The sequence below is a fragment of the [Clostridium] celerecrescens 18A genome (assembly GCF_002797975.1).
In the GTDB taxonomy this organism is placed as follows: domain Bacteria; phylum Bacillota; class Clostridia; order Lachnospirales; family Lachnospiraceae; genus Lacrimispora; species Lacrimispora celerecrescens.
Map to the genome: position 1 here is coordinate 5,248,255 of NZ_PGET01000001.1, position 24,584 is coordinate 5,272,838.

General features: G+C 43.2%; 20 protein-coding genes, 2 tRNA genes and 3 rRNA genes. 12 read left to right on the forward strand and 13 right to left on the reverse strand.

Translation table 11 applies throughout. From position 1 onward, the window contains the following. Positions 1–1,419: a nucleotidyltransferase domain-containing protein gene (locus H171_RS23840; protein WP_100307341.1), complete on the forward strand. Its 1,419-nt coding sequence runs from the start codon at positions 1–3 to the stop codon at positions 1,417–1,419. Between the two features lie 2 nt (positions 1,420–1,421). Here H171_RS23840 and H171_RS23845 read toward each other — a convergent pair whose 3' ends face one another. From H171_RS23845 to H171_RS23895, 11 genes are all read right to left on the reverse strand, one after another. Continuing rightward, a complete protein-coding gene (locus tag H171_RS23845; protein WP_100307342.1) occupies positions 1,422–1,673 on the reverse strand; it encodes a carbon storage regulator in 252 nt (83 codons plus the stop codon). Then, positions 1,648–2,121, reverse strand: a complete 474-nt coding sequence (gene fliW / locus H171_RS23850) for a flagellar assembly protein FliW (RefSeq protein ID WP_100307343.1) — start codon at positions 2,119–2,121, stop codon at positions 1,648–1,650. The genes H171_RS23845 and fliW overlap by 26 nt, the downstream gene beginning before the upstream one ends. A 21-nt stretch (positions 2,122–2,142) precedes the next feature. Next, a complete protein-coding gene (locus H171_RS23855) occupies positions 2,143–2,745 on the reverse strand; it encodes a DUF6470 family protein (RefSeq protein ID WP_100307344.1) in 603 nt (200 codons plus the stop codon). Positions 2,746–2,766: 21 nt separating this feature from the next. Then, on the reverse strand, positions 2,767–3,780 hold the full coding sequence (locus H171_RS23860; protein WP_100307345.1) for a flagellin N-terminal helical domain-containing protein: 1,014 nt from the start codon (positions 3,778–3,780) through the stop codon (positions 2,767–2,769). 10 nt (positions 3,781–3,790) lie between these two features. Next, a complete protein-coding gene (locus tag H171_RS23865; protein ID WP_166433653.1) occupies positions 3,791–5,812 on the reverse strand; it encodes a flagellar hook-associated protein FlgK in 2,022 nt (673 codons plus the stop codon). Continuing rightward, positions 5,809–6,237, reverse strand: coding sequence for a flagellar export chaperone FlgN (gene flgN, locus H171_RS23870; RefSeq protein ID WP_157803221.1), 429 nt, complete (start codon positions 6,235–6,237; stop codon positions 5,809–5,811). Before flgN ends, H171_RS23865 begins: the two co-directional genes overlap by 4 nt. Next, positions 6,230–6,553: a flagellar biosynthesis anti-sigma factor FlgM gene (locus tag H171_RS23875; protein ID WP_100307348.1), complete on the reverse strand. Its 324-nt coding sequence runs from the start codon at positions 6,551–6,553 to the stop codon at positions 6,230–6,232. The genes flgN and H171_RS23875 overlap by 8 nt, the downstream gene beginning before the upstream one ends. Before the next feature lie 229 nt (positions 6,554–6,782). Continuing rightward, the gene (locus H171_RS23880; protein ID WP_100307349.1) at positions 6,783–7,829 is read right to left on the reverse strand and encodes a protein-glutamate methylesterase/protein-glutamine glutaminase; all 1,047 of its coding nucleotides are present in this window, start codon (positions 7,827–7,829) and stop codon (positions 6,783–6,785) included. 147 nt (positions 7,830–7,976) lie between these two features. After that, positions 7,977–8,789, reverse strand: a complete 813-nt coding sequence (locus tag H171_RS23885) for a CheR family methyltransferase (protein ID WP_100307350.1) — start codon at positions 8,787–8,789, stop codon at positions 7,977–7,979. A 14-nt stretch (positions 8,790–8,803) separates the two neighbouring features. Next, positions 8,804–9,274 (reverse strand): chemotaxis protein CheW, encoded by a 471-nt coding sequence (locus H171_RS23890; protein ID WP_166433654.1) that lies wholly within the window; start codon positions 9,272–9,274, stop codon positions 8,804–8,806. 71 nt (positions 9,275–9,345) lie between these two features. After that, on the reverse strand, positions 9,346–11,487 hold the full coding sequence (locus tag H171_RS23895) for a chemotaxis protein CheA (RefSeq protein ID WP_207655214.1): 2,142 nt from the start codon (positions 11,485–11,487) through the stop codon (positions 9,346–9,348). Between the two features lie 125 nt (positions 11,488–11,612). Here H171_RS23895 and H171_RS23900 point away from each other — a divergent pair, with 125 nt between their 5' ends. From H171_RS23900 to H171_RS23925, 6 genes are all read left to right on the forward strand, one after another. Further along, complete coding sequence (locus H171_RS23900) at positions 11,613–13,034, forward strand: hypothetical protein (protein WP_100307352.1); 1,422 nt, start codon at positions 11,613–11,615, stop codon at positions 13,032–13,034. Further along, the gene (locus tag H171_RS23905) at positions 13,021–13,383 is read left to right on the forward strand and encodes an EscU/YscU/HrcU family type III secretion system export apparatus switch protein (RefSeq protein WP_100307353.1); all 363 of its coding nucleotides are present in this window, start codon (positions 13,021–13,023) and stop codon (positions 13,381–13,383) included. Before H171_RS23900 ends, H171_RS23905 begins: the two co-directional genes overlap by 14 nt. 3 nt (positions 13,384–13,386) lie before the next feature. Next, the gene (locus tag H171_RS23910; protein WP_100307354.1) at positions 13,387–14,034 is read left to right on the forward strand and encodes a PilZ domain-containing protein; all 648 of its coding nucleotides are present in this window, start codon (positions 13,387–13,389) and stop codon (positions 14,032–14,034) included. Positions 14,035–14,245: 211 nt separating this feature from the next. Beyond that, on the forward strand, positions 14,246–15,610 hold the full coding sequence (locus H171_RS23915) for an N-acetylmuramoyl-L-alanine amidase family protein (protein ID WP_100307355.1): 1,365 nt from the start codon (positions 14,246–14,248) through the stop codon (positions 15,608–15,610). Beyond that, a complete protein-coding gene (locus H171_RS23920; protein WP_166433655.1) occupies positions 15,607–16,665 on the forward strand; it encodes an N-acetylmuramoyl-L-alanine amidase family protein in 1,059 nt (352 codons plus the stop codon). The genes H171_RS23915 and H171_RS23920 overlap by 4 nt, the downstream gene beginning before the upstream one ends. A 30-nt stretch (positions 16,666–16,695) precedes the next feature. Then, on the forward strand, positions 16,696–17,430 hold the full coding sequence (locus H171_RS23925) for a lytic transglycosylase domain-containing protein (protein WP_330398859.1): 735 nt from the start codon (positions 16,696–16,698) through the stop codon (positions 17,428–17,430). 110 nt (positions 17,431–17,540) lie between these two features. Here the strand turns inward: H171_RS23925 and H171_RS23930 are convergent, their stop codons facing one another. Beyond that, complete coding sequence (locus H171_RS23930) at positions 17,541–17,921, reverse strand: response regulator transcription factor (RefSeq protein WP_100307357.1); 381 nt, start codon at positions 17,919–17,921, stop codon at positions 17,541–17,543. Between the two features lie 21 nt (positions 17,922–17,942). Then, positions 17,943–19,673 carry a DUF342 domain-containing protein gene (locus H171_RS23935; protein ID WP_100307358.1) on the reverse strand — a complete coding sequence of 577 codons (1,731 nt, stop codon included), beginning with the start codon at positions 19,671–19,673 and terminating at the stop codon, positions 17,943–17,945. Between the two features lie 1,167 nt (positions 19,674–20,840). On the opposite strand from H171_RS23935, the gene H171_RS23945 reads away from it, so the two are divergent. The 5 genes from H171_RS23945 to H171_RS23965 form a co-directional block, all read left to right on the forward strand. Beyond that, positions 20,841–22,372: ribosomal RNA gene (locus tag H171_RS23945) — 16S ribosomal RNA — on the forward strand. Positions 22,373–22,570: 198 nt separating this feature from the next. Further along, a 5S ribosomal RNA gene (rrf, locus tag H171_RS23950) occupies positions 22,571–22,688 on the forward strand. 7 nt (positions 22,689–22,695) lie between these two features. Then, a tRNA-Ile gene (locus H171_RS23955) sits at positions 22,696–22,769 on the forward strand. 82 nt (positions 22,770–22,851) lie between these two features. Further along, positions 22,852–22,924 (forward strand) — tRNA-Ala (locus H171_RS23960). Positions 22,925–23,299: 375 nt separating this feature from the next. Then, a 23S ribosomal RNA gene (locus H171_RS23965) occupies positions 23,300–24,584 on the forward strand; the annotation flags it as partial.

Sequence of the window (24,584 nt, forward strand, 5' to 3'; positions counted from 1 at the left end):
ATGAGTAAAGGATACGAAGAACGGTATTTAATGACATTGCTGTCATCAGTGATAAATCAGAAGGAATCACCGGCACCGCTGAGGTACATAAATTGGGAGAAGATGTTTCGAATTGCTGATTATCATCGTGTAGCGCATGTTGTTTATTATGGAATTATGGGATTAGATGAAGAGATTCCTCAGTCCGTCCGTCAGCGTTTTTTTGGTAAATATTTAGAATCCGTTCATCGGGTTGAACGTTTACGTTCAACAGAAAGGCAGGTACAGACCCTTCTGGAAAGGAACGGGATAAACTGCTTTTTTTTAAATTATTCTGATTTTGTTAAATGTTATCCCATTGAAGAAATGTGCTGCAGGGAATTTATCGAGATCGGTACAGAAAAGAAGTATGCTCAGGTCATCAAAACACTTCTTTGGGACGCGGACTTTGAAGAACGATATACGGAAAAACGAGGCGAACTTTACTATCGGGTTCCAGGGAACAAGGTTTTGTGTTTCAATCAAGCCATGTTTTTCAGCAAGTCCATGCAGAAGTTTTATATCAATTTGGTTCGTTCTCTGCCAAATAAAAAGGGGTTGAACCATGTCCGGGAGATGAATGCCAGTGAGATGTATTTATTCCTCATGTGCAGGCTGACGGATTCTTATGCCAGAGGGGATATCAGCCTGAGCCAGATTATGGATTTTTGGGCATTTTATAAAACTCATGGGGAATTCTTTTTATGGCCTTATATTTACGAACGTTTGAAGGAACTTAAAATAGAGGAATTTGCGGAGCGTCTGGAATATCTTATCCTCCGCTGGTTTGGCACTGGAGCGGGAATTGAAAATGTGGAGATATACGATAACATGGAATCTTACATCTTCAGCAAAGGAACGGAAGGGCGTGAAGTCAGTGAGAAGTTCCTGCCCCTCATCAAAACGGTAGCTGATTGTTACTCCAGGGATAGGAAAAAAGAAGAATTCAGAAGGCTGGTAGCGTGGCTGTTTCCGGATCGGGAATATATGGAAACCATATATCCCATATTAGAAAAAATGGGAGCATTTCTTCCTGTTTTTTGGCTGATCCGTCTTGAAAGATATTTTAGAAGGCTGGTTGTCAGTAGAATAGAAGAAAGATTCCGGATCTCTAAAAAGACGCTTTTTCGGTTTATCTGGAAAAGATATAAGGGAGTAATAGAGGAAGTGATAGAAGAAAAAGAAGAGGTTGAGGAAAAAGAAGAGGTTGAGGAAAAAGAAGAGATAAAAGAAGAGATAAAAGAAAAAGAGCAAAAAGAGTTAGTACAAAGAAGAAATAAAAAGCATAATGAACATAAAGAGCAAGATGAATATAAATTGTTAGAAGAACATAAAGAACATAAAGAACATAAAGAACATATAGAGCATAATGAAGAAAAAACAGCGGAAATACCGAAATAAAATCAGGTATTTCCGCTGTTTTTTGACTGGCTCATCAAATCCTTGATTTTGGAAATTGAGCTTTCGTTTAGTTGGGAGGAAGCGGCCTCCTGATTGGCTGAGGCAGCTTCCAATAATTCGGTTCGAAGAATTGAAATTTCTTTTGGTGCATCGATGGCTAGTTTTACCCAGTCATTTCCAGTTTCCAGAATTGTAATAGTGATATTATCACCGATTGTTAGAGACTGGTTATTTTTTCTTTGAAGAATCAGCATACGAATCCCCTTTTTTTATAAAATCCTTAAGCGGGTGACGGAAGCGGTAAAGAGGATTATCTAAAATTATCTGTCTGGCTTCCCGGGTTTCTGTATTAACAGCAATAGGAGCCTTTAAATTTACCGTGCTGTCCTCCATGGGGTCATGGATTACACTGATAACATAATATGAAACCTTATCTTCACTGTCTGCAGTCTTTAACAGCATCTGATCGTCCTGAGATAATTCTGGTTCGTATTTCTCATAAAACTGGAATGGATTCATGAGAATAAAGGAAACGCTTAAATCATCTACGGACTGCAGGCAGATCAATGCATCACTGTTCTCCTGAAAGGCCAGAGGAACATAATTTTTTAAGTCAGTAAAACCAAACAACCCGTCAGAAAAATGTATGAATTCTTTTTCTGAACAGGAAATCTTGCCAAAATATTGAGTATTGATTTCCATAATTACCTCCAGAGTACAGGGTTAAGCGAGAATATCTACCGGAGTATGATTGAAGTAACTGGCCGCGCTGGGCGGAACATAAAGGGGCTTGCCGATATATTCAATATTCACGTCAGGCATTTGAGTGATTGATAACTCAACATTTCCGGGTATAAATTCAAAATTTCCATTTGCCACCTTTATGTCAAAGCTTAATTTATCCATTTGATATTGCATGGATAAATCCGGATCAGACCATTCGATATCAGGGCCCGTAGTAGGAAGAAAACGTAAACCGAATTCTCCAGTAGGCTGTTGGGCACGCTGACTGAATATCTGATCGAGTGTGATTTTAGGGTCTAACAACATGGCACCTTCCTTTGCATATGTAGCAGTAGCCTCCAGAGCGGCGGACTTACCCTTGGCAGCGGCTTGGCGCACGCTTTCCATTGTGGTAGGGCAGACTGAATTACGTGCATCGTACGTATCCAGATGTAATTTAATGGGGCGATTTTTTATGGTCAGGCCGCCCTTGATTCTGTCGGTTATCAGTTGTGATCTAGAACTGGAATATTCCAGTTTTGCTCTATGGATCTTCAGTTCGTATTCCATGGGTATGGTAGTAATCTTTAGCAATGCTTCCATTATAACACACCTCCATCAATATTACTTCATGAAATCAATAAAAGATGGAGATAAGATACTGGTTCCTACCTTAAGGGCGGCATTGTACGCGTACTGATTCCACATATAATCGGTAATAGCAGCAGCAGGGTCCATTCCTTCCACCTTTAACATCTGTTCTTGCAGAGAAATATCGTTATTTTCAAGCCGGTCCTTTGTAGTAGTTAAAAATTCTGATTTAACGCCCAGATTTGTAACCTCATTTAATACGTTGGTTCCTAAATCTTTAAACTTGTTCATAAGTTTTCCATAAGCCTCTGTATCAAAATCATCTGCCTCCAGGGCATCAGCCAGCTGTCCGGCTAATAAAATGACATTATCGCTCATCCCGTCCGCGTCTTTTCCAAATCCAGTGGCTTTTATGCCGGGAAGTGATATGTTAAATGCACTGGAGGGTACGACACGGTCGACGCCGTCGAGAGAAAGGCCCATCCCTAAGTCAACATAAAGAGTTTCATTGGACAATCTAGAGAGATCTTTATAATCTTGGCTGCCGAGTGCGGCATCCACATTAATGCCTCGGTATGTAAGGCTTTTCCCATCCTCTGATAACACAAAGGGCGGATTCTTTCCGTCTGAACCTGCAAATAAAAATGTGTCCTCGTAGGTGGAGTTAAGGCTTAAGGCCATGGATTTTTGAAACTGGCGAATGGCAGCGGCATAGGTCGCCCGTGTTTCAGGCGTCTGCTTGTCACCGCTCATAGCCTGTATGTTGTAATCAGAACTAATGGTTTTCATCGCATTCGATATCTGCATAAGGGCATCTTCCTGTCCATCCTGACGGGATTGGACGTCCGATAAGGTGTTTAAGTTATCCAGATTCTTGTAATATTTGCGGTGAAGCTGAGATGCGCGGGCTGCAGATGCAGGATCCTCTGCAACTCGGTTAAAGCTCCGCTGAGTCATAACATGGTCTCTGGATTTATTTAAATTGGCTATTGAAGCCGCAAGATTGCTTTTGTAATTCCGTATAATCGCATTAGTTGAAATTCTCATTAGAAACCTCCTATCTTCCTACGATGCCGGTACTGTTTATTAATGTGTTCAGTGCTTCGTCCAGGGTTGTCATTAGACGGGCAGCAGCTGAAAAGGATCTTTGGTACTGCATCAGATTAATTCCTTCGTCATCTAAGGAGACACCAGATACGGCATCCTTGCTGTCTGCAGTCTGTTGAAGCACAGATAAATGGTTATCAAGAATTGCCTGATTGGCGGAACTGTCAATACCCTGAGTGTTTTCCAGGTTAGAGTAGCACTGGGAAAAGTTTCCGGTATAGTGGGTAATATATCCGTTCTGTGGGACCCCGTTGTTATCCATGTAGGTGTATTCATATTTGAAAACTCGCTCATCAGTCAGGGATTTCAACATTTTAATAATATTATCATTGGCAGTGGAACCAGCATCCTCTTGAGTGGAAGAGATGATGTGAATGGTGTTGTTCATCCAGTCATCAGATATTTTAATGTTGCTGGCAGTAAAGCGGTTGCTTCCATCGGAAGTCTGGAACAAATCAAAGTTTCTTACATTGACAGGGTTTGCTTTATAGCCAAGGGATATATCTTTCCCATCAGCGGCTTTGATACTATCAACATCCGATGTTATGCCATTGTCACTGCGCCATTCCAGCTTTCCGGAAACATAAGACCATTTGCCGTTTTCGCTGTTGCCATTCACCAGCATAGATAGGGAAGATGGCTCGGTATTCAATTTAGCAGTCAGATTGTTTAAACTATCTTCAAGAGTTGCTCCAATGGGAATTTCGCCTGTACCGCTGCCAAATGTATATGTTGTGCCATTGACCTTAATTGTTTCTCCTCTTAAGAAGTTTCCGGTTGCCTTGGAAAAATCCATGCTGAATACTGCTTCCCCAGTAGAAGTGTCCTTTGATGCTGTACCCATACCCGGCAGCTGAGTCACACCGGTATAAGGTTTTGTATTGACATTCAGCTCATTAAAGTTCTTTGCAAAACTCTGGACAAAAGCTTCAAAAGATCTTTCATAATATCCGATTCCTCTGTAATCTGTGGCAGGGTTGTCCATTTCTCCGGATTTATTTAATATATCAACAGTCCCTTTTAAAGTTCCCTCTTTCAAATAATTCGTAATATCCGTTTTCAAGGAGCTTGTATCCGAGCTGTTCTGGAAATTGCTGGCAGGAATCAATGATATGGAAACTGTTCCGTCAGGCTCCCCGTTGTATCCTTTGTTTCGTGTCATAGAAATTGAAGCGACATTTTCACCATGTTCTCCTGCCGTAAGAGGATAGGTTATTCCATCACTGCCTCGGAATTTTACAACTGGATATTCAAATTTAGCACCTGAGGCAACGACCACATCATTGTAAGTAACGGTGATGGGAAGGTAACCAGCAAGCTCATCGAATTTTTCATTTCTCTGATCCAAAAGTTCAAGAGCGGGATTTCCCTGTACCTGGCTCTTCCAGATGGCGTCGTTTAGCTCTCCGATATCAGAAAGAAGACTATTGATTGCAGGGATATCCGTATTTTCCAGGCCATTGATGGTTTCCTCACGGACACTTTTAAGGTCAGCTGCCTTTTGGTGTATGTAATTTACAATGACCTGGGTCCTGGAACGGACGATGCTGTCAAACTCGCTGTTATTTGCATTGGAGGACAGCTGATCAAGGCTGGAACTTAAATCGCTGAGAGCTTTTTTTAATGCATCCCGATCGGTCTCATCAAAAATATCGGCTAATTGATCTAAGGTGGCCTGTCTTGCATCAGCTGTTCCTACCTTGGCAATCTGATTCCGGAACTGAACATCCAGAAATGGATCTCTTATCTGGGAAATGCCGGTAATCTCAACACCGTAGCCTATTTTAGAACCAGGGCCGGTGCTTACGTGATCTGCGCCTCTTGTATTAAAACTTACCAGATCCACCCTCTGTCTGGTGTAGCCCTTTGTGTTAATATTTGCTATATTCTGTCCGGTTACATCAATGGCTCGCTGGCTGGCAGTCATAGCCAGCTGTGCAATGGTAAAGCCAGAGAAAGTAGAGCGTGTCATAATAATCCCTCCCATTTTGCATTGTCTGGAGCCATTTTCCCTTGAGAATTCCTAATGGCTTTGTCTATCATATGAAGATTAAGTTCAATCATGGTGCGTGCACCGTCACTTATTTCCTGAAACAGCCTGACCTGATAGGAGAGCCTGTCAAACAGTTCTTTTAGCTGGTTATGCTCCTCACCCTCAGGGACTTTTGAAAGAATCTGCTGAAAGGTATCCCCCTTCATTCCAAGCCGTTCCTGGCAATCCTCCCGTTTTTTATCAAGGCCTCTCAGCTTTAATATGGAGGCCTGTTCCTTGTTCATGCAATCTTCCACATAAGTGACCCGGTTTTTCTTAGCGGCTTCCAGTTTTATCTGTTCAACCTGTACCAGGTCCTGAAAAAGCTGGATCATATCCTCAATTACTGCGGTAAAATCATTCATGGAAATCTGCTCCTTTGTATAAAAGAATCCTTTCGGCGATCTTATTTGCATCCACCTGATAGGTTCCGTCCTCAATCTTCTGTCTTAAGAGGTCCAGCTTTTCTTCTGATGCGGTCTGCTTAATTTCTTTCATGAGGGCATTTTTAAGGGTCGAGATGAATTTAGAATCCATTGCTTCCTGTGGAGCGGAACGGATAGTAATTTCATCGTAATTGTTCTTACCGGATTCAGAAAGGCTGATTTCGCTCTGATCCTGGTTCTGCCGTGTCACGGAGGTATTATACAGCGTACCGTAATAGTTCTGAGAAATACGCATTTACTTACTCCTTTCTAAGAATTTTATAAGGAAGTTCGATTTGCCTGTCGGCTCATCGAACGGTTGATTTTCTAAATGACCTAAGTACCCTAGTGGGTATAATGGTTAAGATTCAGGCGGCACTCTTGTTTTTCGTTATTAAGAAAACCAAACCACGGAAATTTTTTTATTACACCTATAATATCGTCAGTTTTAAGAAAATATTAACTTCTGGAGCAGAATTTCTCAATTAAAGAGAACTTAAGTGCTTCATCAGGACGCCTGCTATATTTGCGCAGGACACCTGCCTGGTAACAGCTCCTATGTTGTAGGCTACCATTGGCATTCCGTAAACAACGCAGCTTTCTGCATCCTGCCCAATGGTAAAAGCCCCCTTTTTTTTCATATTAAGAAGTCCTTCGGCCCCGTCTCGCCCCATGCCGGTCATGATGATCCCCACGGAGGAGGCTCCGGCTGTGTCGGCTATGGACTGGAACAGAACGTCAACGGAAGGACGGTGTCCGCTTACTTTTTCACCGGGATAGCAGCTTACCGTGTAACGGCTTCCCATTTTAACTACCTTCATCTGTAAGTCACCGGGAGCGATCAGCACTTGCCCCCTTTCAATGGCATCTCCGCTTTGGGCTTCTTTCACATTCATGGAGCAAAGCCGGTTTAAACGGTCTGCATACATTTTGGTAAAGCCCTCCGGCATATGTTGTGTGACCACAATACCAGGCGTGTCTGCAGGAAGGTCTTTCAGCACCTGGAGAGTGGCTTCTGTTCCGCCTGTGGAAGCGCCTATGGCAATTATGGTATTAGAGGCATTCAAGGAGAAAGCCGTTTTTCCCATGGCGGACTTTCCTGTTTCTGTGAGAGCAGGGGGAGAAACCGGGACTTTAATGACTGCTCGGGAAGCAATAAAAATTTTGCTGATCAAGGTATTTAAGAATGTGCTGGCAGTATTACTGCTGGACATGTCTGGTTTTTTTACAAAGTCCACAGCGCCTGCGGAAAGGGCTTCAAACACGTTTAAATTAAGAGAAGAGACTAAAATGACTGGAACAGGATGTTTAGGAAGAAGTTTTTTTACAAATTCCATACCATTGATCATGGGCATTTCTACATCAAGCGTCACTACGTCTGGTTTAAGTAAAGGAATCTTTCGTTCTGCGTCAAATGCATCGACCGCATATCCGACCACTTCTATATTTGGATTTTGAGAGAGATTATCAATTAATACCTTGCGAAACAGCAGGGAATCATCTACTATGAAAACTCGGATTTTTTTGGCCATAATTTATTCCTCCTGTTATTTCTTCATATCTGCCCACGTTTTATTGGCAGAGCCCACACCGCAGTTGAACTGCAATCCAAAATCCGTGTAATATAAAATCCATCTACTGAAATGGAGAGACAGTAAATAGATTTTATATTACGCAGATCATTCTTTTCGGTAAGTAGCCGGCATTAAATACCGGTAAGGCGTTTTTTCTTTGTTGATTGTTTCGGAGTGTCCGATAAATAAGTATCCGCCTGGGGCAGTTGCATCATAGAATCGCTGAATCAGCCCGTCTTTTGTATTCTGATCAAAATAAATCATGACATTTCTGCAAAAAATAATATCAAATTTTAACCGGAACCGAATGGGGTCCATTAGATTAAAGGTCTGGAAAATAACATTTGATTTAATTGCCGGAGCTACGGAATATAATCCCTGCTCCGGGGATTTGACAAAGTATTTGGATCTCCATGCAGGAGATAAGTTCTTTAAGGATTCCTCATCATATACCGCTTCCTTTGCGGCCTTTAATGCATTTTGAGAAATATCTGTGGCAAGGACCCTGGTATCCCAGAGGGCGGCCTGGGACCCCAGAGTATCCTTGATAATCATGGAAATGGTATAAGGTTCTTCGCCGGATGAACATCCGGCGCTCCATATGCTTAAAACTTTATTCTTTTTTGTGCTTATAAGATAAGGAAGAACGGTATCACGAAAAAAATTAAAATGTGCCTCTTCCCGCATAAAGTAAGTGTAGTTGGTTGTAAGCTTGTTGAGCATTATTTCCAGATCAGCCTGATTCTTTGATGATAGAATGTGATCCACATAATCAGTGAAGGAAGTGTACCCCATGGAAATGATGGTGTTTGACAATCTTCCCATAATGAGCTGCATCTTTTTAGACAGGTCGATTCCGTAATTTTTCTTCATGAAATCCACCAGCCGTATGAAATCATGCTGCGAAATTGTTAACATAGAGTAGCCGTCCTTTATGAGTTATTGACTAAGGTCTCGCAGTCCAGAAGAAGGACAATGTGGTTATCTGAAACGGATATCATACCGCTGACCAGTTCTTCCCGGTTATTGGCCGGAACCGGAGAGATTCTGGAATAATCAATATCAAGAACCTGCTCCACAGAATCCACGATGATTCCAATATATACGGAATCCACATTAAGAACTATGATACAGCTTGAGTTGGTATATTCTATATCCGGTTTGCCAAGTCTTGACCGGATATCCATGATGGGAACGATCTGCCCTCTTAAGTTGATGATTCCCTTTACATATCCTGGCACCATGGGCATGGCCGTAATGGTATGGTTGGTGATGATTTCAATGATATAATTGGTGCTTACACCAAAAGTAAGGTTTTCTGTGCGGAAGGTTAAATAGCGTTCCGTGGTTTCTGTCCGAGCGGAAGTAAAAGCTTCGGATGTAGCTGTATTTTCTGCTGGCATTTGTATTCCTCCGATTTTCATTTGCTTGCCCATTCTTTCTGGGCATAAAGGTATACCTGAAATTATTTCAATTAATAATACTGATTTTGTGATGCGGCATACAGGTTTAAAACATCTAATATGATGCTGATACTGCCATCACCAAGTATGGTACAGCCGCTGATACCTGAATCCTTAATGTTAAAGCTGTTTAAGAATACTGGAAGAGGCTTTACAACAACCTGCTGTTCCCCTAAGAGCTCATCGACAAAGAGACAGTAAGATTTATCACCGGATTCCACCCAAACCAGAATTCCGTCTTCAATACTTGTAATTTCTGTTTCAATGTTATAAAGTCTGTGAATGCGTATGATGGGGTAGAACTGGTTCATGCACCTTACGATCTCATTGCCTTCCGTATCGTAGATCACTTCTTCATTCTTCACCTTAAAGGACTGGCGGATATTCGCAATGGGGATGGTAAAGACAGATTTTCCCACTGAGATCTCCATACCGTCCACAATGGCCATGGTGAGTGGGATTTTCAAAGTAGTGCACATTCCTTTGCCTAATTCACTGGAAATGCTTATGGTACCACCGATGTTCTCCACATTTTTCTTGACCACATCCATACCCACTCCACGTCCGGAAAATTCAGTGACAACCTCATTGGTAGAAAAGCCAGGAGCCAGAAGAAGGTTTAAGATTTCCTTTTGTGAGTATTCACTTTCCGGTTTGGTAAGAATGCCGTTTTTCTTTGCTTTTGCAAGAACTCCTGCCGGATTAACACCCTTTCCGTCATCGCTGATGGTTATGATGACTTCGTTGGTTGTATGGCTTGCTGAGAGAGTCAGTTCACCCTGAGGATCTTTCCCGGCAGCAATACGTTCCTCGGCGGTTTCTTCTATTCCATGGTCCATGGAATTGCGGACAATGTGCATGATGGGATCTCCGATGCTGTCCACGATGGACTTGTCAACTTCCGTATTTTCACCGATAATGGTTAAGCGTACGTCTTTTTTCAGCTTTTGCTTCATATCCCGGACGATACGGTTCATTTTCTGGAATACGCCGGAAACAGGAACCATGCGCAGGGACATTACAATGTCCTGTAAGTCATCGGTCAGCTTGCGAAGCTGCCTTGTGGCCTTTAAAAAGCTGTCAAGGTTCTTTAAATTCTGAATATCAGGCGAGGAAGTCACCATGGACTCCGTAATAACAATCTCACCGACAATTGCCACCAGGTTGTCTAACTTTGCCAGATTTACGCTGATCAGATTCTGTTTGCTCGGCATCTGATGAGCGTTACCAGGGGCAGGAGAACTTATGGCCGGGGTGCTTTCACCTGCAGATGGGGCTGAAACAGCCGCAGCATTCTTCTTTTCTGTACTGGGAGCAACCTTTGCACGGGGATTTTCAATCAGCTCATAGGAACGGATGTTGTTCATATTGTTGATCTGTGATATGGCTGAGTCAGCTTCCTCACGGGTTTGGAACGTCAGGAAAAAGCCTTTCTCAATAATAGTTCCGCTGCTCTGGCTGTTGGTCTCTACATCAGAGGGATAATAACCAAACTCCAGTCCGGATTCTTTTAATGCGCTGATAAGCATAAAAGCCCGAAGGTTTTCCATTCCGCAGCCTTCATCAAAAAAGATACGAAGGAAAAAGGCAGCCAGATCTTCCGGGCATTCTGCGACGTCCAAACGGATTTCGTCCAGGCTGGTAGCAGACACAGGTGTAGAAACGACCGGTGCTGGCTGGGCAGCTTCTTTGGGACTGGAATGATCCGAATGATTTTTTTCCACGGCAGCGGTTGGACTGTCATCGCTGATTTTTTTCAGGAAGCTATTAATTTCTTGTGTCAGATGGTCGACATTATCACTAAGTGGTTCATTGTTTTCTACTTTTGAAACTTCAGCACGAAGCATATCAGTAGAACGGAACATTAAATCAAAAAGAGTGCTTTTGTGGGAACTGTCAAGGGAATCCAGACCATTCTCACGGATAAAAAAGAATAAATCTTCAATACGATGTGCGATCTGCATCAGAGAGGAAAATTCCATCATAGCAGAAGATCCTTTGATTGTGTGCATGATGCGGAAGATTTCATTTACGTCATCTACTGTAAAATCTCCTGCTTTTTCGGCTTCTATCAGGAGCTCGTCTAATTGCTCCAGGAGGGAATTGGTTTCAAAGAGGTACATATCAAGCATATTATCCATGCCGTTATCCATAGTATTTACACCGCCTTGTTTAGTTTAGTATATATCTATTTATCGGTATGGTTGGATAAAAAATAATAGCAAATTAAATAACCTTTCGAAAATAATATAAAATATCAGTTAAATGGAGGCATAGTATGGCAGATATTTTGAAAGTCACAACACCCCTTTCCGGTTATGATAATTCAACAATAAAAAACAACCCCCAGGCTGGACAGGGAGTCCAGATACAGAACCCAATCGATCCCTCAAAGGTGATGCGGGCGGATAACCGGACGGATTCCGGGGGAAACGGGAATCAACAGCTTGCATTTCAGTACGGTTCGAATTTCGGTTCATTTCTGAATCAGGTAAAAAACATACCTGATCTTACCAAAATTATGACCGATATTTTTTTCCAGAGTGAGGAAATGCTGACTGGCGGAGTCATGGGAGAAGAAGCGGCACAGAAGATCGCTTCCTTTTTTGAGGCAGCTCAGATGCAGGGAGAAGAGATTCTTCCATTTATAAAGGAACAGGCGGAATCAGCAGTTCGCTTTAACGGCGGCATTTTTGACCAGCTGCGTCATGTGATGGCAGAAACAACTTCTGTGGATTTAAAAGCAGAGATTTTAAATTTTATCAGAAAATTCAATGATATGTCTTCCGGTAAGCATATACTTCATGATATATTTAATACAGTAAAGGATATGGAGGCATATGTTTTTAGACAGACAAGAGAGCAGATAGAGGCTTTGCTTAAGGAACTGGACTTATCTGCTCCCGAAGGGCATACTTCAGAAAACAGCGCGCTCTTAAAGGAGAAAATCCTTCCTTTTTTGGGCCGATATATCGCAATGAATCACGACATGGGCACGATACGGGATAAGATATCACTTTTAACGGTATTAATAGCCAGGTATGAAAATGGGGACAGGGAAGAGGTGCTGCAGTCCTTTTCAAAGCTTGCAGGTTATCAGGGATTTCGCAAATTCTTTGGAGCCATGACTACAGAGCAGTTTGGTGAACTGCTTGATCAGGTCGATTTAGAGCAGGCGGCAGGGAAAAACCAATGGGCGGATAAGTTTGTTGATTTCTTAAGGACTGGTGTGAGTGGAGGAACTGGACTTGAGAATAAGCAGATGTTTCAGAACATGCTTCAATCCCTGGTTTTAAATGAAAGTGTTTATATGCCTCTGTTGCATCTGGCATTCCCCATGGAGATTGATGGGCGGAAGCTATTTTCCGAAATGTGGATTGATCCAGACGAGGAGGGCAGCAGCACCCAGGCGGGGGCAAAACACACGACCAGAATTTTCGTCAAATTTGATATCAGGGAATTGGGTCAGTTTAAGCTTCTGCTTCTTTATGGGGATAATGCAGCCTCCTTACAGCTTTTCTATCCGGAAAAAATGCAGAAAACAGAGGCGAATATTTATAAGGAGATTAAAAGTATCCTTGAGCGGTATCATTTCCGGGCAGACAGCTTGTATCTCCAGGCAGGAGGCGGCCCCTCCTCCCCAGTAGAGGTATTTCCCAAAATCCATGAAAGGAAAAATTCAGTTGATGTCAGAATTTAAAAATACATTAAATAAAAAAGCGGTTGCGATAAAATATGACGATGCAAAGAATTCTGCACCTGTTATCGTGGCCTCCGGTATGGGATATATGGCGGAAAAAATAATAGAAACTGCCAATGAAAGCGGTGTTCCCGTTTATGAGGATAATTCTCTTGCAACCATTTTGACCCAGCTTGAGCTTGGGAGCCAGGTGCCGGAGGAGTTATACCAGGCTATTGTGGATATTTACCTTTATTTCTTAAATTGTGTGCCAGGTACGGTAGAAAAAACGGTACCGGAGCCTATAAATGAAATAGGGGAAGAGGATTTAATGAAAGAGGAAATAATAAAAGAGGAAACGGTGGAGTAGTTTATGTTTACTGAGTGTGAAAAAGCGAGTGTCTTTTCTTTAACTGGTATCTTTATCGCAGAGGTAAAGGTAGTTGATTCCCATATGGACAGTATGGGGCTTATCTTTAATGAGGAAGATATGGATAAGGTGAGCACAGAATCCGTGATCGTATTTCACGACGGTGTCCAGGGGCTTGTTACATGCAAATGCCGTTTGTCAGGCAGGGTAAAGATCAGCGGCGAGGAAATTGGAGAGATCGGTAATGCGATCTATAAGGTTCCATGCGTGATCGATGAATTGATCGGTGTAGAACAAAGGCGTCGTGACCTTAAGGTCAGAGTCTCGTTTCCGGTTACTCTGGAGACGGCGGATTCAGACGGAAAAGTTACACATATAGACGCTAAGGTAAAAGATTTAAGTGCAGGCGGGGTCGGGCTTGAATCGGCAGTTGAATTAAGTGTAGAGCAGATCTTTTCCTTTCTGTTTGAAACGGACAGCGACTGTACCAGGCTCAAAGGCTGTATTCTATGGGTAAAGAAAATATCAGGCGAGAACGAACCGCCACGCTACCGGTATGGCAGCCGTTTCTTTGATATGACATCTTATCAGGAGTCCATGGTCAGGAAGTTCGCTTTTTTGGAACAGCTGAAAAAAAGGAAAACACAGTAATAGCGCGTTATGCGATAGTATTTAACTTCTTTTTACGGACGAAGAAACGGAGGAATAAGAAGATGTTTACTGTATGTAAAAAGGCCTGCATTTGCTCTTTTTCTGGGAATCTTCTTTCGGAAGGAAAAGAAACCATAGCATTGCTATTAGCAACTTGACGATAAAAATTTACAAATTGTAAAGTAAGGACTTATTAAAAAGGAGCGATTTCATGAGACAACAAAAGAGGGGATTGGCAATAGCAATTTTAGTCGCTTTTTGCCTGTGTCTCTTCCCTGAAAAAGCGATGGCAACAGAGGCAATTAATTCAATCAGCATTAAGGTGGTACTTAATATCGAGGCAGGTGACCGTCTGCCTGATATACAAATTAATCAAACAAGTGGGGAGTGCTATGTGACTTCCGGTGATAAAAAGTACACTGTCAGGGAGGCAAAGTGGGTCACCTCCACCTCAAAGGATATATCGGTGGGGGAAGAACCCAGGATGAGCGTTACTCTAACCCCTTCCGATGAATACGATGCTTATTTTAAATCTTCTTATGAGGCTACCAAGATGAAAATCACGGGAGGTTCCTATGTCAGCGCAAAGCGTAATGGTAGTGACCTGGTTGTCACCTTAAGGACGAAGCCTGTCAAAGGCCTGTACGCGGAACCGGAAGACGTGGGCTGGAAGGATACAAGGCTTGGCCAGGCTGTCTGGTCCAAAGGGGATAACACGTCGGGTGCTTATGAATTATGGCTTTATTGCGGTAAAAAAATAATATTAAAAAAGGAACAGGTAAAGGCCACCTCCTATAATTTCTATCCATATATGACAGAGGAAGGGACCTATTCTTATAAAATCCGTTCTGTTCCCTTCAAACAGGATGAGCTTAAGAATGGAAAGAAGAGCAGCTGGGTGGAGTCAGACGAACTGGTGATCAGGGACCGGGATGTATCCGATGGAACAGGAAAAGACTCTGACACAATTGCCGGTACAACAAATGGCTCGGGGATAAAAGAGGGCTGGGATCAGCAGTCCGGAGTGTGGTACTACCGGTATGCCGATGGAACAGTCCAGGCTAATTCCTGGATGGAACTTGACGATGTATGGTACCGCTTCAATCAGGAAGGGAAGATGGTAACCGGCTGGTTTATCCTGGATTCTGATATCTATTATATGAATTCCAAAGGAGCCATGGTGACCGGCTGGAATAAAATCGACAATACATGGTATTATTTTTATCCGGACAACGGCTACGAGGCCCCCTTGGGAGCCGCTGCAACGAACTGGCAGGTCATAGACGGTTATTATCATTATTTTAACAACCAGGGTGCCATGCAGAAGGACTGGATCAACCAGGCAGGGAGGTGGTACTATTTAAATACTGTACAGGGAAACTTAGAGGGTGCTATGCTGAAGGGCCTAATCACCCGGAATGGGCATACATATTTTACCGGGGAAGATGGAGTCATGGTGACCGGATGGCAGAAGATCGATGGACTGTGGCGATATTTTAATCAAGATGGTACGATGGCTGTTAATACGGTAGTCAATGGATTTCCGGTAAATGAAGATGGAGTATGGGTACAATGATGAGAGATAAGAGAAGAAAACTGCATTCTATGTTCCTTACTGTTTTGGTGGCAGCATTTACATGCTTGCCGGCTGTTATGTCCTTTGCCGCCGATTCTGTTGTAATTCGAAGCGTAAATCTTAAGTTTGACAGCCAGTATGGGAATGAAGAAATACTGATGCCTGGAATTTCTACTACCAATGCAGGAGTATCAGTTAAGGAGGTTGTCTGGAAACGGGATATCAGCAAATGGAAGGCAGCAAAGAATGAACGGGTCAGTGTGTTTTTAACATCAGACACCTCAATATTTGCAAACACCTACAACCGGTCAGAGTGCAAGATCACAGGGGCAAAGTTTGTTTCCGCCAAAGCATTGGATAACAATACCCTGGAAATAAAGGTGGATTATGTTCCTGTAGTTATTTTAGGAAGAACAGCCAGGGCCGGCTGGAGCGATAGCAAAAAGACGAAGGCTGTGTGGGATAAAGTTGAATTTGCTACTGGATATCAGGTTGCTCTATATGCAGATGACAAACTGAAGAAGCGTATTTCGGTAGAAACCAATACGGTGGATCTTTCTGAATACATGGATAAGGATGCTGTTTATTACTATGAAGTCCGGGCAATCGGCTATACTGCCGATGACCGGAAATATATGAAGGAAGGGGATTATGTCACTTCTGATGATACCATTATGGAATATGACGGAGATACATCAGGAGCATGGAAGGGAAATACCTACAAGCAGGAGGATGGTGGAATCGCCAGGAATTGCTGGAAGCAGATATTAAATGACTGGTATTATTTTGACGGGAATGGAACTTACCAGACAGGCTGGCTCCATTCAGGTCAAAGATGGTATTATTTAAATCCCAAGGATGGAAAGTTACTCATGGGCTGGCAGTTCGTCAATGGGAAATGGTACTATTTAAATCCGGGCGGAGGAGAAATGCTGACGGGCTGGATACAGCCCCAGCCAGGGATATGGTATTATTTAAATCCGGATGGCAGCATGGCAAGCAGCACAAAAGTCGGCAGTTATTGGGTGGATGCTTCAGGAAAATGGATTCCGTAAAAGTCGGAGATTGACGGGAGGATTAAAATTTTGGCAACGATAGACCAGTTAAGACTGTCTGCACTTACGAGTGCAAAGGCAGGACAGACAGGATATACGGCAGCTTCATCTGCCAAGGGGAATTTTAAACAGATTATAAAATCAGTAGCAAAGGCTCCGGAAAACCTTGAAGCCATATTCACAGAGGCATCTAAAAAATACGGCGTTTCAGAAAAGCTGTTAAAAGCGGTTGCTAAGGCAGAATCGAATTTCAACCCATCTGCTACTTCTAAGAAGGGGGCTGCCGGAGTCATGCAGTTAATGCCTGCGACTGCTAGATCCCTGGGAGTAGACGATCCTTATGATGCAAGAAGCAATATCATGGGAGGAGCTAAATACTTAAGAGAAAATCTGGAACGGTATAAAGGGAATGTGGATCTCACCCTGGCAGCCTATAATGCCGGAAGTAACAATGTAAGCAAATATGGAGGAATCCCTCCTTTTAAGGAAACACAGGAGTATGTAAAGAAAGTTAAGAATTATATGGGTGATTCAGAAGTATCAGGTTTTTCAGAAGCATCAGGATATTCATCGGACATATCAAGTACTTATGAATATCTGTCCAATCTATCTTCGGACGGAGAAAGCAGCAGTCTTGCACCTGCTAAATCTGATTATCTTTATTTAATTGAACTGATGAAGCTTCGGATGCAGATGGCTTCCTTCAGTATTTCCAATCAGTTTGATGCTGCTGATTCAACGACTGGTTCAATCTTTAATATATAAAAAGAAAAAGCTTAATGGAAGTCTTAGAAGCAGACTTCCATTAGGCTTTTTCTATGTAATAATAGATAACATGTCATTTTAGTTATATAAAAATTTATGTAGTGAAGACTTTACTTCTGGGAAATCGCATCACTTACTTTTAACAGGGCCTCAATAAAATATGACTTTTTAATTGGCTTGAAAACAAAAGGAAGGTTGGAGCTTAATTCTTGTACCATCTGTTGTGTTTCATCATAAGCAAGAGAGCTGATGATGATGATACCTGCTTCCGGATGATGCTTCAACAGGCGTTTGGAAGCTTCGATACCATCGATTCCAGGCATTATGATATCCATGGTCACAATATCGGGCTTTTCTCTTTCATAGGCTTCCAGAGCCTCTTCCCCGCTTCTACACTGATAGACGACGTCAAAATCTGTTCCTTTAAGTAATTGCTCTATCTCGCTGCGTGTTACTATGGAATCATCGACAATCATAATTGTTTTTTTCATAATAGCTTCCCTCCTTCTAATTTAATTACTTCCGATCGTAATTTCGCCTTCGCTGTTTTTATAAACAATACTCCGGGAGTATTCCTCCTGAACCAGCAGACTGGAAGAACCGATCCGTATGCGAACCACTGGCAGCAGCTGTTGGCATTGAATGATTCCGGACTGCTCCTTGTCGATTGCGGTTATTTCTTCCAAGCGGTTTGTAATCTCCTGTTCCCGGAGATTTAAATAAGTGGAGGCCTGCTTCAAATTATCAAGTAGCTCCTGTCTGTCCGGCCTTTGGGTGGTTTCAAGATAGGTGATATTTTTTCTTACTTCCGACATATTATGGTGAAGCTGTTCCAGCTCTCTGGCAAGCCGAGCGGATTCTTCTACGTTTCTTGGAACATTTGCAATGATTAGTTCGGTAACGAGCCGCCGTACTTTGGAACCAATCACACGTGCATTGATGGTATTAGCAGCCAAGAGGGTACCGCCGATAATGACGCCCATGCCGGAGGTAACAACAATATCCTGACCGCTTTCTATTTTGGAGTTGATAATACTTTCCGCATAAACATTGCCTTTGGCAGTGACCGTGCAATGTTCCAAATAACGGCACTTGATATCAGCGTCAGAAGTTAAAGTACCACGTCCGTTTCCTGACATGCCGCTGGCAATCGTAATGGATCCCTGGGCCGTTATCTGAGCACCTTCCACAGAGCCTCGGATGTCAATTCTTCCATTGGCTTTCACAGAAAAGCCATTTCTTACATCTCCAGTAATCAATATATCTCCGTCATAATCCAGGTTCCCTGTACTATTATCAATATTACCATTTATTTTTAGGATAGGATCTACCTGAAATTTTCCATTAACAAATGTTACATGGCCTGTTTTTTGGGAAACGAGCAGAGTCCGATCCTCCGTAAGCATCGTATTGCGGCCAACAGGTACGTGAACATCAGTTCCTTTAATAGTGCAGGGATAAGTCTGCCCGGTTATGGTCATACCATTTTCTCCCGGTATAGCAAGAGTTATGCTGCAGATTATTTCTCCTTCTTTAACAGACTGAATATTATTTAAATTTTTATAATCCACAGATCCGTTTTCATCTTCTATAAATTCAAGCTTAAGATCCCGTTTAAAATGGTCCTTAATAGAACCATCTATTCCGTTACGTGCCAGAATTCCCTTTGCAATCAATACAGCCTGGCCATAAACCTGATTTTCAACAATTGACTTCAGGGACTCCTCTATAATTCCTATGGATACATGCTCCTGATTGAGGATTGATTTTAAATCTTCTTCCTTAATATCCTGACCGTCGTTAAATGGAGGGATCACATAAATCCATGCAGCCATGCGGTCCTTTGAAACATAAAGATAGGCCTGAGCCGCTTTGGGCTGGGGAACCTGTTCTTGTGCAGATTCGGATGTCCGTCTAAAAACATTGGATAATGATTGCATTTTACTGGAAAACTGAGCGCACTCACTGTATAATGCCTCTTCATCCATCCGTACTATTAGCGGATCATAGGAAGGCTCCCATATTAAAGAAGAGGAAGGCGCTTCAAATTCTATTTCGGAAAATACGGTTGTTGCGGCAGAACTTTTTTGTTCGGTTGGATCGGATACTATCTCATTAAGATCTTCATTTTGGGATTCTTCAGGTGAAACGACAGAAGCTGCACTGATCTTTTCTGATGTTTCCGCAGAGCGCCTTACATTTTGGAAAAGGCTAAAGAATCCTTTTTTGTTTTTTTCTTTCATTTTCTTCCCCTAACATTAAAAAAATACCTGCTACTGTAACCCTGTAAGCAAGTAATTGGCTGATTTCGAATCGCTTCTTTGGAGGGAGTCAATAGACATCAACGCTATTAAACTTTTCAATCAAAGATGCTGGCTCTGGTTTCTGGTCATTCCATTCCTATGTATATACAGTCAGATGAAATGATTCTAGAGCTTTTGCTGATCAGATTACCTGGACCGGGCCATGTGAATCTATTTCGTTGGGTATTGGATTTAATTCTGCCTGGTCTTTGTAAAGCCACATTCCTTGAATTATCCATTGTTAAAAATAATCTGTCATGCAGATTGCCAGGCATTGAATTTCGTAGCGCTGGGATTCTTGAACCAAGATGCGTCATAGGAACACCTCCTTCTTAAATACAAATCGACTATATTTTATATCGGCAAACTATGCTATAAATATAACATAAGAGTTGCCTATTTGGTTACTTAATTTCAAATAAATATAAATGGTGACATAGAATGGTTACTGAAAGTTATAGTCTTGTAACTACAACCTGATTTATATAGGTTGGTTTTAAGGTTGTGATAGACTTGGTTCCTGGTTTGTGAAGAGAACACAGTCCTTTTCGATATTTATAGTACAATGACTTTATAGCAGAACAAATGGCATAAGAAAAGCAACGATCCGACTGTTTTATAATCTTACGGGATTCATTATATCTATATTTAACTTTTACATTTATACATAGGCGGCACATTCTAACAGAGGCATTATTTGCAATTAAATAAATTATAAAAACAATTTAAAATAATTGTTGACTTTTGTCAGATGCTTTGGTATGATATAACTCGCCGCTGAAAACGGCGGCAAAACTTCTTCTAAAACACATCGATGAGCGATGAAAAAGTTTTGAAGAAAAGCAAAAAAATGGTTGACAAGAACAATCGGTTATGATATCCTATAAAAGTTGCTGCTGAGACAGCGACACGAAATAAAGCACTTTGAAAACAGAAGATTGAACAGTATGTAAAACCCTGAAAATTCTAATAAAACAAGTCATGTTTGATGGCTTTGAATGAGAAAATTTCAGAACGAATACAAGCAATTGTATACGAACCAAACAACAAGTAAAACGGGAAATAAATTAGCTAGTTAGTTGATTTTGACCCCGGATTGAACACCTTTAATTTGAGAGTTCGATCCTGGCTCAGGATGAACGCTGGCGGCGTGCTTAACACATGCAAGTCGAGCGAAGCGATTTCAAGGAAGTTTTCGGACGGAATTGAAATTGACTGAGCGGCGGACGGGTGAGTAACGCGTGGGTAACCTGCCTCATACAGGGGGATAACAGTTGGAAACGACTGCTAATACCGCATAAGCACACAGTGCCGCATGGTACGGTGTGAAAAACTCCGGTGGTATGAGATGGACCCGCGTCTGATTAGGTAGTTGGTGAGGTAACGGCCCACCAAGCCGACGATCAGTAGCCGACCTGAGAGGGTGACCGGCCACATTGGGACTGAGACACGGCCCAAACTCCTACGGGAGGCAGCAGTGGGGAATATTGGACAATGGGGGAAACCCTGATCCAGCGACGCCGCGTGAGTGAAGAAGTATTTCGGTATGTAAAGCTCTATCAGCAGGGAAGAAAATGACGGTACCTGACTAAGAAGCCCCGGCTAACTACGTGCCAGCAGCCGCGGTAATACGTAGGGGGCAAGCGTTATCCGGATTTACTGGGTGTAAAGGGAGCGTAGACGGCACTGCAAGTCTGGAGTGAAAGCCCGGGGCTCAACCCCGGGACTGCTTTGGAAACTGTGGTGCTAGAGTGCAGGAGAGGTAAGTGGAATTCCTAGTGTAGCGGTGAAATGCGTAGATATTAGGAGGAACACCAGTGGCGAAGGCGGCTTACTGGACTGTAACTGACGTTGAGGCTCGAAAGCGTGGGGAGCAAACAGGATTAGATACCCTGGTAGTCCACGCCGTAAACGATGAATACTAGGTGTTGGGGAGCAAAGCTCTTCGGTGCCGCCGCTAACGCAATAAGTATTCCACCTGGGGAGTACGTTCGCAAGAATGAAACTCAAAGGAATTGACGGGGACCCGCACAAGCGGTGGAGCATGTGGTTTAATTCGAAGCAACGCGAAGAACCTTACCAAGTCTTGACATCGGAATGACCGGGATGTAACGATCCCTTCCCTACGGGGCATTCCAGACAGGTGGTGCATGGTTGTCGTCAGCTCGTGTCGTGAGATGTTGGGTTAAGTCCCGCAACGAGCGCAACCCTTATCCTTAGTAGCCAGCAGGTAAAGCTGGGCACTCTGGGGAGACTGCCAGGGATAACCTGGAGGAAGGTGGGGATGACGTCAAATCATCATGCCCCTTATGATTTGGGCTACACACGTGCTACAATGGCGTAAACAAAGGGAGGCAAAGGAGCGATCTGGAGCAAACCCCAAAAATAACGTCTCAGTTCGGATTGTAGTCTGCAACTCGACTACATGAAGCTGGAATCGCTAGTAATCGCGGATCAGAATGCCGCGGTGAATACGTTCCCGGGTCTTGTACACACCGCCCGTCACACCATGGGAGTTGGTAACGCCCGAAGTCAGTGACCCAACCGTAAGGAGGGAGCTGCCGAAGGCGGGACTGATAACTGGGGTGAAGTCGTAACAAGGTAGCCGTATCGGAAGGTGCGGCTGGATCACCTCCTTTCTAAGGAAGAAGAAGTAAGGGTTTTATATACTGTTGAGTCTTATGTTTCAAAGTTCCGTAATGTGTAACCTTGCGAACAAGTTCGCCCGGTCGCGGCTGCGCCGCTTATACAACAGAATACAAATGTGCTTATGAAAGCAAGCTTTCAACACACATTTCCATTCCGTTGTGCACGCATTACTAGTAAGACACGAAATTTCTGGTGCCGATGCGCTTAGGGGAGACACCCGTTCCCATCCCGAACACGATGGTTAAGACTTAAGCGGCCGATGGTACTATGCTGGAGACGGCATGGGAGAGCAGGTGGGTGCCAGATTATTTATGGGCTTATAGCTCAGCTGGTTAGAGCGCACGCCTGATAAGCGTGAGGTCGGTGGTTCGAGTCCACTTAAGCCCATTGGTTTATGAAACCAGATGATAAACATATAAAAAGAATATAGGGATAGCCTTTACAGGGTAGACCCACATCCAAGTTTTTCGGGGGTGTAGCTCAGTTGGGAGAGCACCTGCCTTGCAAGCAGGGGGTCAAGAGTTCGAATCTCTCCATCTCCATTTGGTGTAGTTGTGAAGGTGCACTTCGAAAAGCTGACGCTTTTCTCAGTCACGGCGTTACACGCCTATACAATGAAATACAAAACTGCTTATGAGAGCAAGCTTTCCACACAGTTTTCCATTCCATTGTGCACACTTTTAATTGCATCACGCATGTACCTTGAAAACCACATATTGAAATATATCTAGATTAGTTTTTATATGTCAAAGTATAAAAACAAAATCAAGACATCCGAGGTGTTACATCGCAAGATGTAACCAAACAAAACTCGTTAAAGTAACCGTAACGTACGGTGAAATAACAAACCTAAGACCAGAGATACAACGCTATGTATCTTAGATTAGTAGCCCGCACCCGCAGGTGAACATCGAATTGGTTAAGCTAATAAGAGCGCAGGGTGGATGCCTTGGCACTAAGAGCCGATGAAAGACGTGATAAGCTGCGAAAAGCTTCGGGGAGGAGCAAATATCCTTTGATCCGGAGATATCTGAATGGGGAAACCCAGCTGAGCAAACCTCAGTTGTCGTATGGTGAATCCATAGCCATACGTCGGGAACCCGGGGAACTGAAACATCTAAGTACCCGGAGGAAAAGAAAGAAAACTCGATTTCCAAAGTAGCGGCGAGCGAAATGGAAGGAGCCTAAACCAGTATGCGTGCATACTGGGGTTATGGACTGCAATAAGTGAGACGATTTGTTACCAGAACGGTCCTGGAAAGACCGGCCATAGAAAGTGAAAGCCTTGTATGGGAAAGCAATAGTCAGCGAGCAGGATCCAAAGTACCACGAGACACGAGAAACCTTGTGGGAATTCGGGGGGACCACCCCCCAAGGCTAAATACTACTTAGTGACCGATAGCGCATAGTACTGTGAAGGAAAGGTGAAAAGGACCCCGGGAGGGGAGTGAAAGAGAACCTGAAACCCTGTGTTTACAAGCTGTGGAACCACGTTAAAGGTGGAACCGCGTACTTTTTGTAGAACGGTCCGGCGAGTTACCGTTACTGGCAAGGTTAAGCACTTAAGGTGCGGAGCCGAAGGGAAACCAAGTCTTAATAGGGCGTTAAGTCAGTAAAAGGTAGACCCGAAACCGGTGATCTACCCATGTCCAGGTTGAAGTTTCCGTAAAAGAAATGGAGGACCGAACGCACATCCGTTGAAAAGGGTGGCGATGAGGTGTGGGGAGAAATTCCAATCGAACCCGGAGATAGCTGGTTCTCCTCGAAATAGCTTTTAGGGCTAGCCTCGTATTAGTCTGCCGAGGTAGAGCACTGAATTTCCTAGGGGGCGTCAAAGCTTACCAAAGAATATCAAACTCCGAATGCCGGCCAGATGATGTACGGGAGTCAGACTGCACGAGATAAGTTGGGTAGTCAAAAGGGAAAGAGCCCAGACCACCAGCTAAGGTCCCAAAGTGCGTGTTAAGTGGAAAAGGATGTGGGATTTCACAGACAACTAGGATGTTGGCTTAGAAGCAGCCACACATTCAAAGAGTGCGTAATAGCTCACTAGTCGAGAGGTCCCTGCGCCGAAAATGTCCGGGGGCTAAAACACGACACCGAAGCTGTGGAATGTATGTAAATACATTTGGTAGAGGAGCATTCTTAACGCACAGAAGCATTACCGTAAGGAGATGTGGAGTGTTAAGAAGAGAGAATGCC